This window comes from Leptotrichia sp. oral taxon 218, from assembly GCF_018128225.1.
Taxonomy (GTDB): Bacteria; Fusobacteriota; Fusobacteriia; order Fusobacteriales; family Leptotrichiaceae; genus Leptotrichia.
Genome location: NZ_CP072377.1, coordinates 272522 through 295428, shown reverse-complemented (window position 1 = coordinate 295428; position 22907 = coordinate 272522). Strand labels below are relative to the sequence as shown.

The following is a 22907-nucleotide window of genomic DNA, read 5'->3' as shown; positions in this document are numbered from 1 at the left end:
TAATTTTTTATTAATTATTATTCAAAATTATCTAAAATTTAATTTTTTAATATTTATTTGCATCTTTCCTGTTAATATCAATTACTTGAGTCGTTCCATCTCTTTTCTCGATTATCCAGCTCAAAATATCACCTTTTTCCTTTGTTACCATCGTACTTCCATTTCCTCCAATATCAGCTCCCAAAAAGAATGAAATCGCTTGAACTGGACATTCTTTTACGCATGAAACGCATCCCCAGCAGTCTTTTGGATATTTCATAACCGCTTTTTTTCTGTCCATTTTTAAATCGGTCATTTCTATCAAAGTTCCTGGACAAACTTGTGTGCATTTTGTACAGCCTATACATTTTAATGGATCAATTACTATGCTCATAGAAATCCTCCTTCACTATTTCTCTTGTAAAAACTTCCAACTTGTCATCTATTAATTTCGAATTAACATATTTAAAAAATTTCTCGTCTGTTTTCGGATGATCCAAATTTTCATTAAATGTGTGCCATCTCGTCTCTTTTCGGTAAAATAAGTGCGCAATTAACGATTTACAAACTAAAAGTCTATCTTTTAATTCATACGCAAACATCAAATCATGCATATCTTCTGCTTTTACATCTTTCGAAAGTTCAAGCAGCTGAGAAATTTTTTCATCCGCTAATTTTAACTGTTTTTCATTAAACTGATAATTTGCAGAAATTCCTCCAGCGTATTCGTCCATCACTTTTTGCATTCCCTCTTCCAAATCTTCTATTGAAAATTCATTTATCTTATTTTTCTCAAAATTTAAAATATTTTCATATTCTTTTATTATTTTTTCAGATTGTTCAGAAAAATTTTGATTTTCTTTATTTTCTTTATTTTCTAATTTTATTTTTGAAATTATGTCAAGTGCAGCAATTTCTCCTTCTGCCAGTGCTCCTGTGACATATTTTTGCGGAAAGCCACCAGCTACATCTCCTGCCGCATAAAGACCTTTTACAGTCGTCTCTCTATTCGTATTTATCCAAAATCCACTCGCTGTATGTCCTCCAACTATATAAGGCTCTGTTCCTTGAATTTCAACATCTTGCTCATTCGGATTTTTCCCACTTTCTATCCATTTAAGCGTCTGACTTGGTGCCATATTTAAATATGCTTTTAACAAACTTTCACTTTCTTCATCTGTAATTCCACTTGTTTTCAAATAGCAAGGACCATTTCCCAGCTGATTTTCCTTAACTGTTCCATAAACTCGCTCACTTGTTGTAATTCCGTATTTATCCTCATATACAAAACCTCTTGAGTTTACTTGCTTTGCTCCAACTCCCTGTGCAATCGTTCCAGTCGGCGCAATTGTGTCCTTACATCTAAGCGCAATAAATCTCATCTCAAAAGTTGTCATTTCTGCTCCAGCTTTTATTCCCATCGCATATCCAGCACCCGTGTTAAATGGCGGATACCACATTTTATGTCTAGAAAATCCAGGATTATTTGGTTTATAAAGTCCAGAGGCTCCTCCTGTCGCAACAATCACTTTTTTTGCTAAAATTTTATAAGCCGCATTTTCTATTATAGAAAAACCTACCGCTCCTTTAATTTCGCCATTTTCTGTGATTAAGTCTGTTATATTTACAGTATTTAATACTTTTACATTTTTAGACTTTTTCACAGCATTGGCAAGTATCGGTTTAAAATTTTCTCCATTTATTTTAATATTTCTATTTCCACGGTTGACATATTCCCCGTTTGCATCTTTCAAAATTACAAGTCCTAATTTTTCAACCTCAGCCGTAATTTCGTTAAATCTATTTGCAGCGGTTAAAACCAAATCTTTTCTCACAATTCCATTTGCATCTTTTATCGTGTAATCCACATAATCTTGTGGTACTCTGCCTTTCACATTATAAGCATTAATAGCATTAATCCCAGCCGCAAGACATCCGCTTCTTTTAATATTTGCTTTTTCCACAACAAGCACCGATAAATCAGAGTTTTTGCTAATTGTTACAGCCGCATAGCAACCAGCTGTTCCACCGCCAATAATTAGCACATCTGTTTCAAGTTCTTTTATTTTTAGCACATTAAATCTCCTTTTTATAAGTTTTTAAATTACGACATCGTTTTGATTTCGAGTATTCGCATTTTCCACAATTTTCACTTTTTCGTCATTATCAAAAACAAAAGCACGATAAATATATACATTCACTTCTTCATTATTAAAAACCGCATCTTCTTCAATTTTTCTATTCCCTTTTATTAGAATCCCGTTAACTCTAACTCCAATTTCTACTTCTTTTCCACGAAAAAGCGTATATTCTACAATTCCTTTTTCTGTCGAAGCCGAATATCTAAACTGCTCTCCATTTTTTATAATCGTAACATTTTCTGCTCTAATTATCGCTTTTGAATTATTTTCCAAATGTTCAAATCCCTTAAACTTATTTATGTTCTCAAGCTCAATCGGGTTTCCCATAAATTTTGCCACAAATGCAGTTTTTGGATTACTGTAAATTTCTTTAGGAGAACCCACTTGCTCAATTCTCCCTTTGTTTGTAACAATTATTTCATCAGCAACTTCTATCGCTTCTTCTTGGTCGTGTGTCACAAAAATACTCGTAATTCCAACTTTGTCAATAGTTTCACGAAGCCAGTTTCTAAGCTCCTGTCTAACTTTGGCATCAATTGCCGCAAAAGGTTCATCTAACAAAAGAAGTTCTGGATTTGGTGCTAATGCCCTTGCAAAAGCCACTCTTTGTCTTTGTCCACCAGACAGCTGATTTGGATAACGATCTCCCAAATTTTCAATATTTACAAGTTTCATAAGTTTTTTAACTCTCTCTTTTATGACACTTTTTTTCTCCTTCATAATTTTTAGTCCAAACGCAATATTGTCAAAAACAGTCATATACCGAAAAAGCGCATAATTTTGAAAAACAAATCCGATTCCTCTTTTACTTGGTGAAATATCATTTACAACTTTTTTGTCAATGATTATCTCTCCAGAATCAGGTGTTTCAAGTCCCGCAATCATTCGCAAAATTGTTGACTTTCCACTTCCAGATGGACCAAGTAATGCCACTAATTTTCCTTTTTTTATTCCTAAATTGATGTCATTTGACGCTTTGTAGTCATTGTACATCTTATTCACATTTTTTAATTCAACATACATATATTCCCTCACACTTTTTTAGTTTACCAAGCCTTTTCGGCATCAATTTTACGAAATTCATTAAAATCAACATTTTCTACTTCAATTTCTTTGTAATCTTCAATTAATCCAAGAAATCTATCTTCATTTGCAAATTTTTCAAATTCAATATTTTCATTTTTTATAATATTTGCAATATCTTCAAGAAAATATGGTATTTTATTCGCTTTTATTTCTCCCAAGTTTTCATTAAGTTTAACAGTTTTTCCACTAAATTCTCCCCTTGCAAAAATTGCAAAATATTCCCCATCTTTTTTTCTTCTTCCGCTAAAACCAAGTCTGGCAATTTGCGGAGTTGCACAAGAATTTGGACATCCAGTAACTTTTATTTGTGGTAAATAATTTGTAAGCTCTCTTTTTTCATCATTGTCAAAAAATTCAAAAATATAGTCTAAAATTGGCGGAGTATCCAAAATTCCGACATTACAAGTTGTACTCCCAATACAAGAATATGAACTGTAAAATTCATTTCCGCCATAATATTCGCTCATAATTTCTTTTAATTTTAATACATCTTCTTTTTTAAGTCCACGAACCAAAATACTTTGAAAACTTGTAAGTTTCAATTCAACTTTGTAATCCAAATTTTTTACAAATTCAATTAATTTTTCTCCGTCTTCCTTATAAATATTTCCTCTCGTAGGTCTCAAATAATATCCGTATTCTCCTTTATATTTTCCTGCCACGATATTTTTTTCATTTTTCAAGAATTCGTCGTTTTTAATACTTTCATCCGTATTTTCTTCACTAGAAAATATTTTTATTTTTTCTAATTCTTTTTCTCTATCCAAAATTTCTCTTTCTTCAAGTAATTTTCTCGTATAAATTTTAAGACTGCCCCCTTTTTCTGCATAAAAATTAGAAATATATTCGTTACACAATTCCAAGAATTTCTCTTCCCCTAAATTTAGCAAAACATAACGAAGTCTTGCTCTAGCACGAATTTTACGATTTCCATGGTCATTAAACACATTTCTTATTGCATGAATATAATACAAAAATTCGTCTTCTTCGATAAATTCTCTTAAAACAATCGCATTAGTTGAAATCGGTCCAATTCCTCCACCAACATACACACGAAATCCTTTTTTTTCATCTTGAATAACTGCTTGAAATCCAATGTCGTTTATTTTCACATAAAGCGAATTTTCTTCTTTATTCGAAAAAGCAATTTTATATTTTCTTGGCAAGTGCATAAATTCACGACCATTTAAAATATAGTCTGTAACTATTCTCGCATGAGGTGAAACATCAAAGACTTCTTCTTCAAATCCAGTTGTTTCAGGTGTAATTACAGCTCTAGTTGAATCTCCGCAAGTCGCTTTTGTAAAAAATCCTCTTTTTGAAATAACCTCCAAAATTTTTGGTAAATTTTCTTTTTTCATTCCATGAAGCTGAAAATCTTGTCTAGTTGTAAGATGAAGTCTTCCATCACAATATTTTTGCACAACATCCAATAAATATTCAAAATCTTCAATGTCTATTTTACTCTCAAAAAATCGAGGTCTTGTCATATAAGTCCCTTTAATTCTACCTTCAGTATAAAGTGCAAACGAAGTCCTAAGTTTATTCCATTCCTTTTCTTTTTCCTTATCATTAAAAGATTCTTGAGTCAAATTTAAAATAAAATCCAGCTCCTTTTTTTCTCTCTCTTTTTGATAGTTTTCAATTTCCTTAAAATCATTTAATTTCATATTTTTCCCTCCAAAAATTTTTTTATTTACTAAAAAATTATTTATCCACAATTATTTTTTATTTATTATATACTTTTTTACATTATTTTATAATTGTATATACAAAAATAAACCTATATTTTAAATTTGTATAAAATGATTGTCAAAGTTTTGTTTAACCTTTAATTCCCTAGATATTCCCTATTAAACTGTATCATTTTTTCAACATTTACAACGACCAAAAGCATATCGTTTTCCAAAATTTTTTCATCTGGCAAAAGCGATATTCTCAGTTCTTCGCCTTTTCTTTTTATTCCAATTACATTCATTTCATATTTTTTCCTTAAATTCAGCTCGATAAGACTTTTTCCAATAATTTTTTTAGGCGCTTTAAATTCAAAAATCCTATATTTTTCAGAAAATTTCAAATGCTCTGTCACATCTGGCTTTAAAAATTCAAAAGCTAATTCTCTTCCAACACTTTCATCAGGAAATACAACTTTTTTCGCTCCAATTTTTTCTAAAATTTTTCCTTCAATTTTTGTAATAGCTTTACAAATAATTGTTTTTATTCCCAGCTCCTTTAACATAACTGTAACTAATGCGCTTGTTTGCAAACTTCCTTCAATGCAAATAAAAGCCACTTCAAAATCATCACTGCTCACCACTTTTTTTAGAGAATTTTCTTCTGTTACATCAAAAGAAACCGCTTCTCCAACAATTCCGTCATCTATTATCTGCTGTGTAAGTTCTTCATTTTTATCGATTACAAGCACAGTTTCGTTGTGATTATAAAGCGTCTTTGCAATACTTCTTCCAAATTTTCCCGCTCCTATAACTAAATATCCTGCCATTTTTTCCTCCTAAAAATTATCCTATTAAAATATTTTCCTGTGGATAAGTGTAACGTCCTTTTTTTAAATTTGACTTTGATAATGCCAAAGCAATTGTAAGTGGACCAACTCTTCCAACAAACATCGTAACTATAAGTATAAATTTTGAAATGTCCGCAAGGCTTGGAGTCAAATTTCTTGAAAGTCCGACAGTTCCAAACGCTGAAAACACTTCAAAAACCAAATCCAAAAGATTCTTATTCCTTTCAAATAAAATCAATAAAAATACACAAATTGTCGTATAAATAAGTGAAATGAATAATACGGTTATTGCTTTACTGTATATCCTCCAGCTTACGCTTCTTTTATCATATTCAATCGTATCTTTATTTTTTAATGTCGCTAAAGTTCCTAAAATTATAAGTCCAATCGTTGTAGTCTTTATTCCGCCACCAGTTGATCCAGGGGAAGCTCCAATAAACATAAGAATAACAAATAATAGTGAAGTTGACCTCTTTAGACCCAAAATTGAAATGGTATTAAATCCTGCTGTTCTCGTCGTTACACTTTGAAAAAATGATGCTTCCAATTTTTGTCCAAAAGATAAATTTCCAATTGTACTTTTATTGGAATATTCCAAAATAAACATCGCAACCATTCCTATTATTACTAAGAAAATAGATATTTTAATACTTAATTTAGTTGTTGAAGTCAATCTTTTTTCTTTTTTCCGCAAAACATTATAACAATTTAAAATCGTTGAAAATCCAATTCCACCCAAAAATATCAGAAGCGGAATTGTCATATTTATTATAAAACTATTTTTAAATCCGTATAAATTATCTGAAAATAGTGAAAATCCCGCATTACAGAAAGCCGAAACAGAATGAAAGAAAGAATAATAAACTGCTTTTAAAAAACCAAATTTTTTTATAAATTCAAAAAACAAAATAACAGTTCCGATAAATTCAATGACAATTACAGACAAAATAACTTTTTTCACATATTCTTCGATTTTAAAAGTCGTGTCAATATTTATATCTTCCTGAACGATTTTTTTCGTGTAATACCCAATTTTTTTGGAAATCATAATGATTATAACTGAGGTGAATGTTATAACTCCAAGCCCTCCAAGCTGGATCAATACTAAAATCACCATTTGCCCAAAAATATTATAAACACTGCCTATATCAATACTGGAAAGCCCTGTCACACAAATAGCTGAAGTTGCTATAAAAAATCCGTCAATCAATTTCACACTTTTACCATACCTCATAGAAATTGGCAAAGACAACAAAATCCCACCTAAAATTGTAACTACCATAAATGAGAGCAATATTGTCATATATGGCGAAAAAGATTTATTTTTTAAAAACATTTTATTTTCCTCCATTCACTTTTTTCTAAAAATATTAAACTTTCTAAAATAAATTTATCACATTCATTTTTTTTTGTCAATAAAAGTAAAATATGAATTTTAGAAAAAATATTTATTTGGTATTGACAATGAAAAAATTTGGGATATACTTATATAAAGGTTTGAATTAAATAGAATATTAATAAAAAATTATATGGAGGGATTTATTATGAAAAAAAGGCTATTACTGGCTCTAACAGCGTTTTTACTGGCTTGTACATTTGTAAATGCAGAAACACTTGAAGAAAGAGTGAATAGACTTGAAAAAGAATTAAGAGAAACTAAAGAAGAATTACAAAAACAAATTGCTGAAAAACAAGTTCCTGCTCCAGTTGTAGCAGAAGCTCCAGCATTAGACATATCAAAATTAACTGATGGATTTGAATTTCACGGTTATGGAAGAGCAGGACTTCTTATAAATCAAAATGGAGATAAAGGAAGCGCATTTAAAGTTCAAGATGAAGGATTTGCTCAAAAATATAGATTAGGTAATGAAGATGACACTTATGCTGAATTAGAATTGGTTAAAAAATTTGATGTAAATGGAGCAAAAGGTTCAGTTCACTACATGTTTTCAACAAAATCAGGTGCAGGAGACGAATATAAAACATGGACTTCAGGAAGTTCAACAAATCCAGGTTCTGAAAACGATTCATTTAAAACTAGACAATTTTATGTTGATATAACTCCAAATGACGGAGCTACTTATTGGGCAGGGAAAAGATATTATGCAAGAGAAGATATTCATATAAATGACTATTATATTAGAAACTATTCAGGAACAGGTGCAGGAATTCAAAATATTAAACTTGGTTCTGGAGCAGCTGATGTTGCATTAATTGCAAACGATCCTAGTGATCATCCTGAATACACACTTCATTCAAGATATTCAGTAGGTCCATGGGCTTTTGAACTAGCAGGACACACAATGAAATCAGATTCTACAGATAAAGATATAACTGAATGGGGAGCACAAGGTTCTGTAAGTTATAGCCTACCTGGTTTTTATGGATTAAAGGACAAAGGATCTTCTAAAATAGTTCTTCAAGGTGGTAAAGGACTTGGTTCTGGAAGTGGACTTGGAAGTGCTACCGCTTGGGGAGATACTAGAAAAGATGCTTATTCTGTGAATTTAGTGACATACGGTCAAGCAAATCTTTCAGATAGATGGCAAATTATGCCTGAATTAGGTTATAGATACGACAAAAACTTTGGTGGAAAAAAAGATCAAAAACAACAATGGGTAACAACTGGAATAAGAGTTGTCAATCCAATTACACAACATTTTGCTATGCAATATGAAACAGGACTGGACTATGTGAAAGTTGATAAAGGAAATACAAACTACAACAGTGGACTATTCAAATTAACAGTTGCTCCAACTTTAAAACTTGACACAGAAAATTTCTGGGGAAGACCTGAAATTAGAGCATTTGTAACTTATGGACATGGATTTGGAGATAAGAAATTTATAAGAGTTGATTCAGATGGAAAAGAGCGTAATAAAGGTGTTCAGTTTGGAGTTCAAACAGAAGTTTGGTTCTAATTTATAACTTTTAATAAAAAAATTATTATTTTAAAATTTTAGGGAAAATCATTTTTCAGTAAATAAAAAAATTATATTGTAAATGATTTTCTCTTTTTTTATAAAAAAACTATTTGTTAATCAAATATTTTACTTGATCAACTAAAAAACTAAAATTGTATTTTAATTCTAAATATGTTAAAATAAATTATCAAAAATTATAATTATTTTATGTTATGAAGGAGAGTGAAAATTATGAGTCTAAAAAATTTGCCAATAACTCCGCTTTTGTCGGTACAACTCGATGAACAGCAAGAAGCTTTATTTGCAAACAATGAATTATTAGCTAACCTTTTGGGAGAAACTATATTCAACTATGCGGGACTACATATTTACCAAACTACTGAAAACCTTACATCCGTCTCGAAAAATTATTACAAAATGCTTAAACACGAAACTAGGGAAAATTTATCTTCATTTTTCTCTGATTTGACTGACAGCGAAATTTTGCGTGTAATTAGAAGTTTTTCGATTGCAGCAGCACTAGCTAATATCGCAGAAGATGTTTATCAGACGCATCAACAAAGAAGAGCCCGTATTTCTAATAAATTACAAATCGGTACACTTGAAAAATCTCTGCAAAATCTAAAAGCCAAAGGTATTTCTCAAGAAAAAATACTTGAAGCGATGGAAAAAGTATCAGTTGTTCCTGTTTTAACAGCCCATCCAACTCAAGTTCAAAGAAAAACTATTTTGGATATTACAAAAAAAATATCTGATATTTTGGATCAATACGAAAATGTAAAATTAAAACAAATTGACGAAAAAGAATGGATTGATAAATTAAACCGTGAAATCCAAATTTGGTGGCAGACTTCTATGCTGCGTGAATCTAAACTGCGAGTTACAGATGAAATCAGTAACGCACTAAGTTATTACAATATCACATTTTTTAGTGAAATTCCAAACTTAATAAATAAATTTCAGGAAATTTCACAAAAAGTAGGAAATTCAATTCAAAATTCGCAATCTTTAATTCCGCTTACAATGGGAATGTGGATTGGTGGAGACAGAGATGGAAATCCTTTTGTAACGGTCGATACACTGGAAAAATCTGCTCAAGCACAAGCAATTACATTGTTTCAGCACTATTTTTCAGAAGTGGAAAAAATTTACAGAGATCTGTCAATGTCAATTACAATGACAAATGTTACAGAAGACTTACAAGCTCTAGCAGATGCTTCTGGAGAAGTTTCTCCTCATCGTACAAAAGAGCCTTACAGAAGAGCAATTACAACAATAAGAGACAGACTTATTGCCACTGCCTATATTTTGTGTGACAAAAATATTAACTTATTGCCACCAAAGAGAAAAAATGGATTTGATGTGCCATATAAAAATTCGAACGAATTTACAAAAGATTTAGTTATTGTTGCTGAATCACTTATTCGAAATAATAGCGAGTTTTTAACTCATGGAACACTTAACAATCTAATTTGTGCAACTGAAATTTTTGGATTTCACCTTGCTACAATAGATTTAAGACAAGATTCAAGTATCCATGAAATCTGTGTTGCAGAATTGTTAAAGAGTGCAAATATCTTAGGAGATTATCTAAGTTTGCCAGAAGAAGCTAGATGCGAAATTTTACTTCGTGAATTGGAATATGATCCTAGAATTTTAAGTGACCCAACTATTCCGCAAAGCGATCTGCTTTCTAGTGAACTTGCTATCTTTAGAAAAGCAAAATCACTTCACAAAAGATTTGGAAAAAAAATTATTGAAAAAAATCTTATCTCTCATGCCACAAGTGTGTCAGATATGCTAGAAGTAGCTATTTTATTAAAAGAAGCGAATCTTGCTAAAGGGAACAAAGGGAACGAATTTTGTGATTTATACATAGTTCCATTGTTTGAAACAGTTGAAGATTTGGAAGCTGCGCCAGATATACTTAGAAAATGGTTTAGTCTTCCAATTGTACAAAAATGGATGGAAAAAAATGGAAGAAAACAGGAAGTTATGCTAGGCTATTCCGACAGTAACAAAGATGGTGGATATTTAAGCTCAAGCTGGTCTTTGTATAAAGCGCAAAAAGAACTTACTGCTGTAGGACATGAATTTGATGTGCAAATTTCATTCTTCCACGGTCGTGGTGGAACTGTCGGTCGTGGTGGTGGACCAAGCTACGAAGCAATTTTAGCTCAACCTGAAGGAAGTACAGATGGAACAATAAGACTTACAGAACAAGGAGAAGTTATCGGAGCAAAATATGGAAATCCTGATTTAGGATTTAAAAATTTAGAGGCGTTAGTTTCTGCAGCACTTGAATCTAGTGCTTTAACAGTTGAAGATGCCGCTTGGGAAGAATATGAAAAAATTATTGAAGAAATTTCAAAATTGAGTTATCATTCTTACAGAGATCTAGTTTACAATACAGAAGGTTTCTCAGAATTTTTCTTTGAAGTAACACCAATCAACTTTATTTCTGGATTAAATATAGGTTCCAGACCATCATCGAGAAAGAAAAAGCAAACACTTGAAAGTCTTCGTGCAATCCCTTGGGTATTTTCTTGGTCACAAGCTAGAATCATGCTTCCAGGTTGGTACGGAGTTGGAACTGCCTTTACAAAATGGATCAATGATGATGAAAAAAGACTTGAAATCTTACAAAAAATGTATGTTGAATGGCCATTTTTCAAATCTACAATTTCAAATGTAGATATGGTCTTATCAAAATCAGATGTGTCAATTTTTGCTGAATATGTAAAACTTGCGAAAGATCAAAAAGTGGCACAGGAAATCTTAAAAGAAATTGTGACAGAGTGGGAACTTACAATAGATGTTCTTAAAAAAATTACTAAAAATGATGTTTTGTTAGCTGATAATGCAGAACTGGCAAGCAGCTTAAGAAACCGTTTGGCATATTTTGACTCAATGAACTTTTTACAAATTGAATTGATAAAAAGAGTAAGAAAACTTGAATCTATGGATGAAATTCCAAGAGAATTAAGAAAAGCTATTCATATTTCAATAAACGGACTGGCAACAGGACTTCGTAATAGTGGATAAAAAAATATAATTACTTTATAAAACAAAAAACTGCACCTTTTATTAGATGCAGTTTTTTTATTTTAAATTTTTTAAAATAATTTTGATTGATTTTCTTCTTGTATTCCTTTCACGCAGTCATAATCTTGCAATAATTTTAACACAGTTTTATTCAACTTTGTTCTCTTTGTCAAATCTTCCAGTGATAAAAATGGTTCCGTTTCTCGTTCTGCTATAATTTTTTCAGCAACTGATTCACCAAGACCATCTACAGCAATAAGTGGCAGTTGAATTTTTTTATCTTTTGTTATCGTGAAAAGTTTTGCATCAGATGTCAAAATATTTGGTTTTTCTAGTTCAATATTACGACAGCTCATTTCTATTAAAATTTCATATAAAAACAATTCTTGCTTTTGTTTTGCATTTAAATTTGAATCCGATTCCAATTTTTTTCTCGAATTTTTTAAGTCTTCTACAGTAGCTATATTTTTATTACTTTTTTGATTTTGGAAAAACATCGTAGTCATTTTAAAATCTCCAACTTTTCTATTTAAAAAAGCTGTATAGAATTCTACAGGATAATGAACTTTAAAATACGCAATTCTTACTGCCATCATAACATATGCTACAGCGTGTCCTTTTGGAAACATATATTTTATCTTTTCACAAGAATCTATGTACCACTGCTCAACACCTTTTTCTTTCATTATTGCCGAATATTCCTTCCATTTATCAGGATCTTTCGTAGGTCTCCCTTTTCTTACAAATTCCATTATTTTAAATGCTAAAGATTTATCTAGCCCATCGTCAATAAGTTTATTCATAATGTCATCTCTCACTGTTATAATCTGGCTTAAGGTTGCAACTCCGCTTCTCACATAGTCCTGTGCATTATTTAACCAGACATCCGTTCCATGCGAAAGCCCTGAAATTCTCACTAATTCTGCAAAAGTTTTCGGTCTTGTGTCAACAAGCATTTGTTTTACAAAAGATGTTCCAAACTCTGGAATACCTGAAGTCCCAGTTGGAGAACCTATGTCATCTGGACTTACTCCAAGCGCTTGGGTTCCACTAAAAAGACTCATGACTTTTTTATCATCAAGCGGTATTTTATAAATATCGACCCCTGTCAAATCCTGTAAAATTCTAAGTGTTGTCGGATCATCATGTCCTAGAATATCTAATTTTACCAGTTGCTCGTCCATAACATGATAGTCAAAATGCGTTGTTTTAAAATTAGATTTCATATCATTTGCAGGTCTTTGTATTGGACAAAAATCGTAAATTGACTTGTCTTTTGGAACTACTATCATTCCTCCTGGATGCTGTCCAGTTGTTTTTCTCGCTCCTTCACATCTTATCGCAAGTCTTGTCACTTCAGCTTTTCTCTCTTTTATTTCTTCCGTTCCTTCACTTTCTTCTAAATATTTTTTTACATAACCAAAAGCATTTTTTTCTGCTAATGTAGAAATTGTTCCAGCACGAAATACATTTTCAGAAGTTTCAGGATATTCAGAATTTTTGGAATTTTCAAAATCTTCAAAATCTATAATTTTTTCAATATCTTCAATATTTTCAATATTTTCAAGAGCATCTGAATTAAATAGCCATTCAGTATATTTATGAATTTTTCCTTGATATTCTCCAGAAAAATTTAAGTCAATATCTGGCACTTTTTCTCCGTTAAATCCCATAAATACTTCAAATGGTATTGCATGTCCATCTTTTATATATTTTGTACCACATTTTGGACAATTCTTATCAGGATAGTCAACTCCATTTCCTTCTTCATTCATAAATTCAGTATGTTTACAATTTGGACATCTGTAGTGTGGATAAAGTCCATTTACTTCAGTTATTCCCATAAGATAAGCGACAATTGATGAACCAACTGATCCACGGGAACCAACTAAATATCCTTTTTTCACCGATTTTTTTACCAAGATTTGTGCAATCAAATAAAGTACCGAAAAGCCATTTCCAATAATCGATTTTAACTCTTTTTCCAGTCTTTCTTTTAGAACTGGATCAACATTGTCGCCATAAAGCTCTTCCAATTTATCGTAAGTCATTTTTCTTACTAACTCTTCAGCGCCTTTTATCTTCGGCGGATAAAATCCTTCTGGAACTGGTCTTATCCCAGCGTCAATCATATCAGCAATTTTATTTGTATTTTCAATAACAATTTCATTTGCAATTTCATCGCCTAAATATCTAAATTCTTCAAGCATCTCTTCAGTTGTCCTAAAATAAAGCTTTCTGTCAAAAAATTCGTATCTTGAACCATCGACAAATTTAGTTTTTCTCAATTTTCCACTTCCCAAAAGCAAAACATTTCTATTAACTGCTTCATTTTCATCCAAATAATGCACATCTCCAGTCGCAACAACCAATTTTCCTAATTTTTTACCCAAATCATAAAAATATTGATTCATTTTTTTTACTACTTCTAAACTTTCAATTTCACTCGCATTTTTTTCTACCAGTTCATCGTATGTAATTGGCGGATGTATTTCTATATAGTCATAAAATTTTGCCTTTTCTTCAATTTCTTCTATTTCTCCACGCAAATAAAGATTTATGAGTTCCCCTCTATTTCCATATATTCCAGTTGCCGAACTTGCAAGAAGTAAATTTTCCCTCTTTTGATTTAACAATGTTTTTGGAACTCTCGGTTTTCTCATTCCAAAATAGTCAATATGTGATTTAGAAATTAACTCATATAAATCTCTTAGACCTTTTTGATTTTTTACCAAAATCATTGTATTCAATGTTTCAGCATTTTGAATATTCGGCTGAAGATTCGTATTTATATCTTTTAGCGTCAAAATCCCTTTTGTTATAATCATATTGAAAAATTTCTGAAAAATTTCTGCAGTTGCTCTTGCATCGTCAATCGCTCTGTGATGCGATTCTAATATTATTCCAAAATATTTAGTTAAATTTGCCAATCCAAATTTTTTTTCATTAACAAGAAGTGCTCTTGCAAGAGGAAGAGTATCAACAACGCTTGGAGAAAATTCTAAATTTTGATCACTTGATTTTTGCTTAATAAATCCCACATCAAATTTTGCATTATGTGCAACAACTGTGGAATCGCCACAAAATTCTAAAAATCTTGGTAAAATTGTTTTGATGTCAGGAGCATCTTTTACCATTTCATCAGTAATTGAAGTAAGTTTTACAATTTCTTCAGGAATAGGAATTTTAGGATTTACAAATTCAGAAAATTCGTCAATAATTTCCTTTCCTTTCATTTTTACTGCTCCAATTTCAATTATTTTGTCATTAAACGGATCAAATCCAGTAGTTTCTATATCGAATACAACATATGTTTCTTCTTCAATTCCTAAATCTTTCGGATTAGTAATCATTTGAGCTTCATCATCTACAACATATGCTTCCACTCCGTAAATAATTTTAAAATTTTCATTTGCTTCTTTAAACGCAAATGGAAATGAATGTACTACTCCAAAATCTGTTACTGCAATGGCACTATGTCCAAATTCCTTTGCTCTTTTTGCATAATCTTTAATTGACATAACTCCGCTCATTTCACTCATATTCGTGTGAGCATGAAGTTCAACTCTTTTTTTTGGTGCATTATCCTCTTTTTTAGTTTCTTCTGATTCAATCGACTCCAAATCTTGCACTCCAATGTAATCTTCGGTATAAAAATCATCTTTTTTGTAATATCCTTTTACCTTTACCCAATCATTTACTTTAAGTATCGCAATTTGTGCTTCATCTTTAGGATTTAAAAAAATTTTACAATTTATTGAATCATTGTAATCAGTTATTAAAAAATCATACATTAAAGAATTATTTTTTGTTTCTCTTACATCGATTTTAAAAATTTTCCCTTCAACTTCAACAGGTTTTATTGTTTTTCCATCATTTTTTAAAATTTTTATATTTTTTAAATCTGAAATCTCAAATTTTTGTGCATTTGTTATTTTTCCACCTTTAAATCTGCTTTTTTTAAAATTATTTTCACTATTTGAATAATTCACATCTGCATATGAAGAACTTCTGCTTCTTATTACATTTTCAGATGAAACTTCTCCAACAAGTGGTTTTTTAACTTTTTCAGATTCTTTATTATTATTATTTTCGTTATTTTCGTTATTTATGCTATTTTCTTCGTTATTTTTATTTTGTTCATCTTTTTCATTTTCTTTAATTTCTTTATTTTTGTTATTTTCATTATTTTCTTTATTTTTTTTGTTTTCTATATTTTCTTCAATTTCTTTATTTTCGTTATTTTCATTGTTCTCGTTATTTTCTTTATTTTTTTTATTTTCTATATTTTCTTCAATTTCTTCAATTTCTTCGATTTCTTTAGTTTCTTTATTTTTTTATTTTTTTTGTTTTCTTTATTTTCTATATTTTCATCGCTGTTAAAATTTTCACTCACGACTTTTATTTTTATATTTTTATTTAGCACTTTAGAAATTTGCTTTTCCAATGCACCAATGATTTCGTCGTTTTCCATCTTTTTTTCAACTTCCTGCGACAAAACTTTCAAATAAATTATATCTTCTAAAACTTCTATTTTATAATCTTTTAAGTATATTGAATATATATTTTTTTCCGCCTTTTTATATTCGATAATAAAAGTAATAAATCCTTTTATATCATTAAGAATTAACTCCTCTTTTACATTGAAATTAACTTCAATTTTTGTATCTTTATCTTTTTTATGAATTAATTTTTTTAATTTTAAAATATCATCAATTGAATTTTCATAATCATTGATGACAATTCTTATAACAATTCTTTTTTGAACTCCGAACATGCTCACCTCCTTTATTTCAAAACTTTTTATATTATATTTTTCTAAAAAACCATCAGATGGCTTTATTTTACGGTATTTTTCTTCTTTAACATTGCTATCCATTTTATCCCCTCAATCTTTTATAGTTTACTTAATTATACAATTTTAAAAAAGATTTTACAATGAAATTTTTGATTTCTTTTTTTAAAAATATGTTATAATTTTATTGAATATATAAAGAATGGAGAATTTTTAGCAATGAATATATTTGAGAAAAAAATAAAAATTAATGAACTTACAAATTTGAGAAATAATCTTATGAAAGAAGGAAATGTCACAAAAGAAGTTGAAGTTTTAAAAGAATTAGCACCACTTGTTGAAGAAGTTTTTGGTGAAAAAAGTGACGAGAATATAAAAATTTTAAATGAAGTTGGAGGAACTCTAAAATATGTCGGCGAGTATGACGAAGCAAAAAGTGCTCTGTTAAAAGCAAAAAAGTTTATTATTGAAAAATATGGAAAAGATAGCATTCCTTATGCAACCTGCAGCTTAAATTTGGCTGAAGTTTACAGATTTATGAAGCAATATGACCAAACTGAAGAAATTTATTTAAATGCAATGAAAATTTACGAAGAAAATAATTTGCAAAATGACTATGTTTACGCAAGTGTCTGCAACAACTTGGCACTATTTTATCAAGAACTTTCACAATTTGAAAAAGCGATTTCTCTTCAAGAAAAAAGTTTAAAGATTTTGGAAGAAAAAGGAGAAAATCCAATTCAATATGCAATAACATTAAGTAATCTTGTGCAACCTTATATAAAAATTAAAAATATGGAAAAAGCGAACGAATATTTAAAAAAAGCGCTAAATTTAATCGAAATTGAAGTTGGAAAATCTCACAACTTGTATGCTGCTATTTTAAACAATGTCGCAAGTTTTTACTTTGAAGAAGGCGAATATAGAAAAGCTCTTGAACTTTTTAATGAAAGTTTAGAAATATGTAAAAATACTTTTGGCGAAAATAGTAATAATTATAAAAATATTTTAGAAAATATTCAAATTGTAAAAGAAAAAATTGAAGATGGTTCTGATTTTCAAACTGATGACGAAACAGAATATATCAGCTGGTAAAAAATAAAATTAGGAGAAAATATGGAAAAAATTAAAGGCTTAGAATTATCAAAAAAATATTTTGAAAAAGTTTATTTGCCAGTCATTAAATCAGAATTTCCTGAAATATTGGAAAAAATGGCGGCAGGACTTGCGGGAGAAGGTTCAGAGTGCTTTGGCTTTGATGATGAAATTTCAAAAGATCACGATTTTGGTCCATCTTGCTGCATTTGGCTGGACAACAACGACTTTAAAAAATATGGCTTAAAATTGCAAAAAAGACTAAACGAACTTCCAAAAGAATTTATGGGATTTCCAGTTTTTTGTGAAAGTGAATTTGGAAGCAACAGACGAGGTGTGCTAAATATTGACGACTGGTATTACCAATTTTTAAATCAATCTGACTGTCCAAAAAATTTATATGACTGGCGGATGATTCCAGAAAAATTTCTGGCAACTGCCACAAATGGAGAAGTTTTCTTAGATAATTTAGGAAAGTTTTCAAAAATAAGAAACGAGTTAAAAAATTATTTTCCAGAAGACATAAGACTAAAAAAAATTGCCGCAAGATGTATGAAAATGGCGCAATCTGGACAATATAACTATTACCGATGTATGCGAAGAGGAGAAATAATTGCAGCTAGACTTGCTGAAAGTGAATTTATTTCCGAAGCAATCCACATGATTTTTTTGCTAAACAAGACCTACAAGCCTTTTTACAAATGGATGGCAAAAAAAATGAAAGAACTTCCAATTTTAGGAAAAAAAATTTATTTTTTAATCGAAGAATTAATAAAACTTCCAACAGGTGCATTAAATAGAAAAGGAGAAATAATCGAGGAAATAAGCATGTCTGTAATTAACGAATTAAAGCGTCAAAATTTAGTCCCAAGACAAATTCCAAGCGACTTTTTACAAGACTACGGACCTTTTGTCCAGCAAAAAATTAACGATGAAAAACTTCGCAATTTACATCCAGCGTCAGATTAAATAAACTTAATAAACTAAATTTATTAATTAATTAAAAGAAAAATAAAAAAAATATTATTGTTAATAATATTAATATTATTAATTAAGAAAGGAAAAGATGGATAGAAATATTACAAAAAAAGAAAGTTATATAAGACAAATTTTAAAAAGAGAATGGGAATTTTTCCAGCAAGTGCACCACACCGAAGGAAGAGCAGAATGTCAAAATAATCCTGTCGAATTTGAAATTATGAGAAGAAGCCAGTGGGAAACACTTCCTTGTGAAATTTTGGAAAGCTATTTAGAAGATTTGATTTTGGCAAAACATAAAAATCAAAACTTGGTTCAAGATAAATATGCCAGAATGATGGAATTTAGCGCTCCCGCAGAATTTGAACTAATAAAATCATATTTGCCAGAAATTTCTTTAGAAAAAAAAGAAATTATAGAAAAAATTGCAAAAATTTATTTAAATTGGGAACTTGAAATAATAAAAGAATATCCACATTTGGCTTCTAAAGCAAGACCCCTTTACTCAAAAGATGACACGCCAAATTACACTTCAATTGAAACATACTTAAAAGGTGAGTTATCTTCATATTCCTTGAAAACTCTAAAATTATATTATAATTTTATTTTAGAATATTTAAATCAAAACAAAAATTTGGCGCTTGAAAATATTCAAAATATCGTTTTAAAAAAAGGATTTTCTTCGCTGGAAGAAGCTGAAAATATAAAAACTGAAATTTGAAAAAATAAAAATCAATATTTTAAAAATTCTAAATATTTTTAATATTGGTTTTTTTTATTTTAATTTAATAAATTTTTATATTCTATTTCTGTTTTTTTTATAATTTCCATTTTTTTCTCACTTATCATTTCACGAAAAAACACATTTTTTATTTGATTGCTCTGAGATGAAAAATAGTTTCTTACATTTTTTACAATATTTTTTATGTATTCTTCTTTTGTCTTTTCCTGCGCCTTTTTTAAAGCCTCTTTTTTTCTCTAAGCATTTCTTCCAATAACTTTATTTCTTCTCTTTTAATCGAATCAATCCTTTTCGCTCTTAAAACCTCTTCTTCATCAAAATCATCCAAAATATCCAAATTTTCCATATTTTCAGAAAAATTTCCTTTCCCCTCGTCTTTTTGAATCTGTTTGTTATCATCTTCTTGTAATGCTTCCACCTTTTTAGCCTTTTTTCCAAAAATCTTATCACTTAATTTTGAAAAAAATCCACTTTTTTTATTTGAATTTCCTACTTCTTTTTCATAATTTATTTCAATTTCAATCTGTGGCTTTTTATCTAAATCTTCTAATTCAGAATTTCTAATATTTCTAATTTTTTCAAGCCTTTCTTTTTTTGTCTTAAATTTCTCAAATTTTTGAATTTCCCATTTTTCTCTTGTCTTTTCATTATTGTAATCCATTTTTTTATAAAAGATTTCTTTTTTTAATTTTTCTATTTCGTCTTTTTCACTTTTAAAATCTTCAATTTTTCTCTTAATTTCCGAATCAAAAAAAGAAATTTTATTAGTCTGATTCAATTCTTCCGAATAATTTTTTATAATAAGTTTCACCTCTAAAAATAAATCATTAAAATTTGTATACAAAAATTTTTTATTTCTTTCTTTTATATCTTCCAGATTTTGAATCATATCTTTTTCCAAAAACTGGCTCACATAAGTTTCTATATTTTCCAAACTTTGATATGATTTCTCTTCCAAGACTCTTATAATTTTATTTTCAGACTTTCTAAGTTCAGATTCCAATTTTTTATTTATCGAATTTGCAATTTCATCTGTTCTAACTTCCAAAAGATTTTTTATATCTTGCAATTTATTAATTTTTTGTTTTTCCATTTCAACTCCATTTTTTCGTATTTTTTCAATATTTTTTTCTTATATAATTATACTAAAAAAATAAAAATAAAACAAAAATTTTTTTGCAAAATTAAAAATTTTAATTAATTAATATATTTTGAATTAAAAAAAATTCACAAATTTACTTAAATACTTTTGAACCTTTTTTATAAATAACTTCTTTAACACCCATTTTTACATTTGAAATACAAGCAACTACAAAAAAATAATCTGATAATCTATTGATATATTGTAATCCATATTCGTTTATATCTTCATTTTCTTCGAAAACTTTTACCATTTTTCTCTCCAGCTTTCTTGTGTTAGCACGAAGCAAATGAAACAAACTTGAAATTTCACTGCCGCCAGGAATTATAAAACTCTCTAGTTTAGGCATTTGCGGAATATACTTATCTATTAAACTCTCAAGCCAGCTCACATCTTCACTTGTCTGCTTATATTCTCTAAGTTTATCAGGTGTCGCCAAATCACTTCCACAGTCAAATAATTGCTGCTGTATCTTCTCGCATTCTCTTAAAATTTCTTCCAACTCAGCCATATTTCTCATTTTTGCAACAATCACTCCAAGCATTGAAAAAACTTCATCTGCAGTTCCATAAGCATCGACACGGCTGCTATTTTTACTAACTTTTTTTCCACCATATAATTTTGTAAATCCTTTATCTCCGTATTTTGTATAAATTTTCATATTTTTTTATCCTTTTTTTATTCTCTTTTATTCTTTTTTTACTTTTTTATTTTATTTTTTATTTATATTTTTCTTTTTTTATATTTTTATCTTTTTATGTCATTTAATTTTTTTATTTTTTATTTTTTTCGATAATTAAGTGCTTCTAATAAATGCTCTTTTTTTATATTTTCTTCTCCCGCAAGATCAGCAATCGTTCGTGAAACTTTTAATAATTTGTCAAACATTCTTGCTGACAACTTTAAGTTATCAACCGCTTCTTTCATTATTTCCTGAGTTTTTTTGTCAATTTTGCAATATTTATTTATTTGTCTTTTGGTCATTGCATAATTTAACATATTTGATTTAAATCGCTTTTTTTGAATTTCTCTGGCTTTAATTACTCTTCTTTGAATAACTTCAGATTTTTCTGATAAAGTTTCACAAAATAGCTCTTCCTTTTTCAATTGGCGCATTTCTACATACAAATCCATTCTGTCCAAAAGTGGTCCTGAAAATTTTTTTTGGTATCTTTTTATATCCAAAGGACTGTCGTGGCAAAGCGGATTATCAGGAAAATATCCACTTGGCGTAGGATTTGAAGCTGTGATTGTTATACTTTTCACAGGATATGTCATCGTAAAATTTGCTCTGGAAATAACTATTTTCCCATCTTCTAAAGGCTGACGCAAAGTTTCTAGTGTCTTTCCCTCGAATTCTCCAACTTCATCTAAAAATAGCACTCCATTTAACGCCAAAGTTATTTCTCCAACTCTTGTTGCACCTCCCGCAAGTGCCACTTCTGTAGCTGAATAATGTGGCGCACGAAAAGGTCTTTTCGTAATTATGGGATCTTTTTCACTCAAAAGTCCTGAAATGCTGTAAATTTTTGTAGTTTCAATTATTTCTTCTTCTGTCATCTCGGGAAGTATCGTCGTAAATCTTTTTGCAAGCATTGACTTTCCTGAACCAGGATCTCCTATTAAAAATACATTATGTCCTCCAGCAGCGGCAATTTCCAGCGCTCTTTTTGCTAAAAACTGACCTTTTACATCGCAAAAGTCTATCTTTTCATCTTCATTCTGAGAATCTTTTTCTTTTATTTCATCATTTTTATTTTTTGAAATCTCAATATTTTTTTCATCCGCATTTTTACATAATTCTTCCACACTTATTTCTTTTTCAAAAAAATCTAAAACTTCTTGTATATTTTGCACAGGAACTATTTCAACTCCCGAAATAAGTTTAGCTTCATTGTAATTTTCAAATGGTACAATCACTCCTAAAAAATTTTTTTCTTTTGCCAAAATAGCCGCATTTATTGCTCCAGTCACCGATTTTATTTTACCATTTAAAGAAATTTCTCCCAAAATCAAATAATTTTTAAAAATTTCAACATTTGGAATTTTCCCAATATTTGCAAGTATTCCTAAAAAAATACTTAAATCAAAATGACTTCCTTTTTTTTTAATATTTGCTGGAGACAAATTTACAAGAACTCTTCTGACTGGAAACTCAAATTCCATATTTTTAAAGCAGCTTCTAATTCTCTCCTTGCTCTCAGAAATTGCCTGATCCCCCATTCCAACAATATTAAACACAGGAAGTCCTCGTGACAAATCGACTTCCACTTCCACAATATATGTATCTATTCCAAAATAGCTACAACTAAATAAACTTATAGCCATTATATCCCCCTTTTATTTTTAATTAAATTTTAACAATATTATTATACCATTTTTATTTTATTTTTTCAAATAAAATAAATATTTTTTTATCAAATAATAGAAAAAATTTAAAAATAATGGTAAAATATA

General features: G+C 29.4%; 16 protein-coding genes. 5 read left to right on the top strand and 11 right to left on the bottom strand.

The genetic code is table 11. From position 1 onward, the window contains the following. Positions 1–46: 46 nt before the first annotated feature. The 6 genes from J5A73_RS01495 to J5A73_RS01470 all read right to left on the bottom strand — a co-directional run bounded on the left by J5A73_RS01495 (position 47) and on the right by J5A73_RS01470 (position 7066). A complete protein-coding gene (locus tag J5A73_RS01495; protein WP_068154877.1) occupies positions 47–373 on the bottom strand; it encodes a ferredoxin family protein in 327 nt (108 codons plus the stop codon). Then, positions 357–2054, bottom strand: a complete 1698-nt coding sequence (locus J5A73_RS01490) for an adenylyl-sulfate reductase subunit alpha (RefSeq protein WP_249069330.1) — start codon at positions 2052–2054, stop codon at positions 357–359. The genes J5A73_RS01495 and J5A73_RS01490 overlap by 17 nt, the downstream gene beginning before the upstream one ends. A 24-nt stretch (positions 2055–2078) precedes the next feature. Then, positions 2079–3143, bottom strand: a complete 1065-nt coding sequence (locus J5A73_RS01485; protein ID WP_211615998.1) for a sulfate/molybdate ABC transporter ATP-binding protein — start codon at positions 3141–3143, stop codon at positions 2079–2081. A 23-nt stretch (positions 3144–3166) separates the two neighbouring features. After that, the gene (locus J5A73_RS01480) at positions 3167–4876 is read right to left on the bottom strand and encodes a nitrite/sulfite reductase (RefSeq protein WP_211615996.1); all 1710 of its coding nucleotides are present in this window, start codon (positions 4874–4876) and stop codon (positions 3167–3169) included. Between the two features lie 161 nt (positions 4877–5037). Continuing rightward, complete coding sequence (locus J5A73_RS01475; protein WP_094079962.1) at positions 5038–5709, bottom strand: TrkA family potassium uptake protein; 672 nt, start codon at positions 5707–5709, stop codon at positions 5038–5040. A gap of 16 nt (positions 5710–5725) precedes the next feature. Next, entirely contained in the window at positions 5726–7066 is a 1341-nt protein-coding gene (locus J5A73_RS01470) for a TrkH family potassium uptake protein (protein ID WP_060917505.1), read from the bottom strand. A 208-nt stretch (positions 7067–7274) separates the two neighbouring features. On the opposite strand from J5A73_RS01470, the gene J5A73_RS01465 reads away from it, so the two are divergent. Then, positions 7275–8651, top strand: a complete 1377-nt coding sequence (locus tag J5A73_RS01465; RefSeq protein ID WP_211615994.1) for a carbohydrate porin — start codon at positions 7275–7277, stop codon at positions 8649–8651. Positions 8652–8885: 234 nt separating this feature from the next. Continuing rightward, positions 8886–11699, top strand: coding sequence for a phosphoenolpyruvate carboxylase (gene ppc, locus J5A73_RS01460; RefSeq protein WP_211615992.1), 2814 nt, complete (start codon positions 8886–8888; stop codon positions 11697–11699). Positions 11700–11770: 71 nt separating this feature from the next. On the opposite strand, the gene J5A73_RS01455 is transcribed toward ppc, so the two are convergent. Further along, the gene (locus tag J5A73_RS01455; protein WP_256438653.1) at positions 11771–15985 is read right to left on the bottom strand and encodes a PolC-type DNA polymerase III; all 4215 of its coding nucleotides are present in this window, start codon (positions 15983–15985) and stop codon (positions 11771–11773) included. Then, on the bottom strand, positions 15982–16578 hold the full coding sequence (locus tag J5A73_RS01450; protein ID WP_211615990.1) for a hypothetical protein: 597 nt from the start codon (positions 16576–16578) through the stop codon (positions 15982–15984). Before J5A73_RS01450 ends, J5A73_RS01455 begins: the two co-directional genes overlap by 4 nt. Before the next feature lie 135 nt (positions 16579–16713). Here J5A73_RS01450 and J5A73_RS01445 point away from each other — a divergent pair, with 135 nt between their 5' ends. The 3 genes from J5A73_RS01445 (at position 16714) to J5A73_RS01435 (ending at position 19288) form a co-directional block, all read left to right on the top strand. Further along, positions 16714–17589: a tetratricopeptide repeat protein gene (locus J5A73_RS01445; protein ID WP_211615988.1), complete on the top strand. Its 876-nt coding sequence runs from the start codon at positions 16714–16716 to the stop codon at positions 17587–17589. Between the two features lie 21 nt (positions 17590–17610). After that, positions 17611–18558 (top strand): DUF4037 domain-containing protein, encoded by a 948-nt coding sequence (locus J5A73_RS01440; protein WP_211615986.1) that lies wholly within the window; start codon positions 17611–17613, stop codon positions 18556–18558. Positions 18559–18655: 97 nt separating this feature from the next. Then, entirely contained in the window at positions 18656–19288 is a 633-nt protein-coding gene (locus J5A73_RS01435; protein ID WP_211615984.1) for a DUF4125 family protein, read from the top strand. A 238-nt stretch (positions 19289–19526) separates the two neighbouring features. On the opposite strand, the gene J5A73_RS01430 is transcribed toward J5A73_RS01435, so the two are convergent. The 3 genes from J5A73_RS01430 to J5A73_RS01420 all read right to left on the bottom strand — a co-directional run bounded on the left by J5A73_RS01430 (position 19527) and on the right by J5A73_RS01420 (position 22778). Then, the gene (locus J5A73_RS01430; RefSeq protein WP_211615982.1) at positions 19527–20402 is read right to left on the bottom strand and encodes a hypothetical protein; all 876 of its coding nucleotides are present in this window, start codon (positions 20400–20402) and stop codon (positions 19527–19529) included. A 142-nt stretch (positions 20403–20544) separates the two neighbouring features. After that, a complete protein-coding gene (locus J5A73_RS01425) occupies positions 20545–21111 on the bottom strand; it encodes a cob(I)yrinic acid a,c-diamide adenosyltransferase (RefSeq protein ID WP_211615980.1) in 567 nt (188 codons plus the stop codon). Between the two features lie 119 nt (positions 21112–21230). Then, positions 21231–22778, bottom strand: a complete 1548-nt coding sequence (locus tag J5A73_RS01420; RefSeq protein ID WP_211615978.1) for a YifB family Mg chelatase-like AAA ATPase — start codon at positions 22776–22778, stop codon at positions 21231–21233. Positions 22779–22907 lie beyond the last annotated feature (129 nt).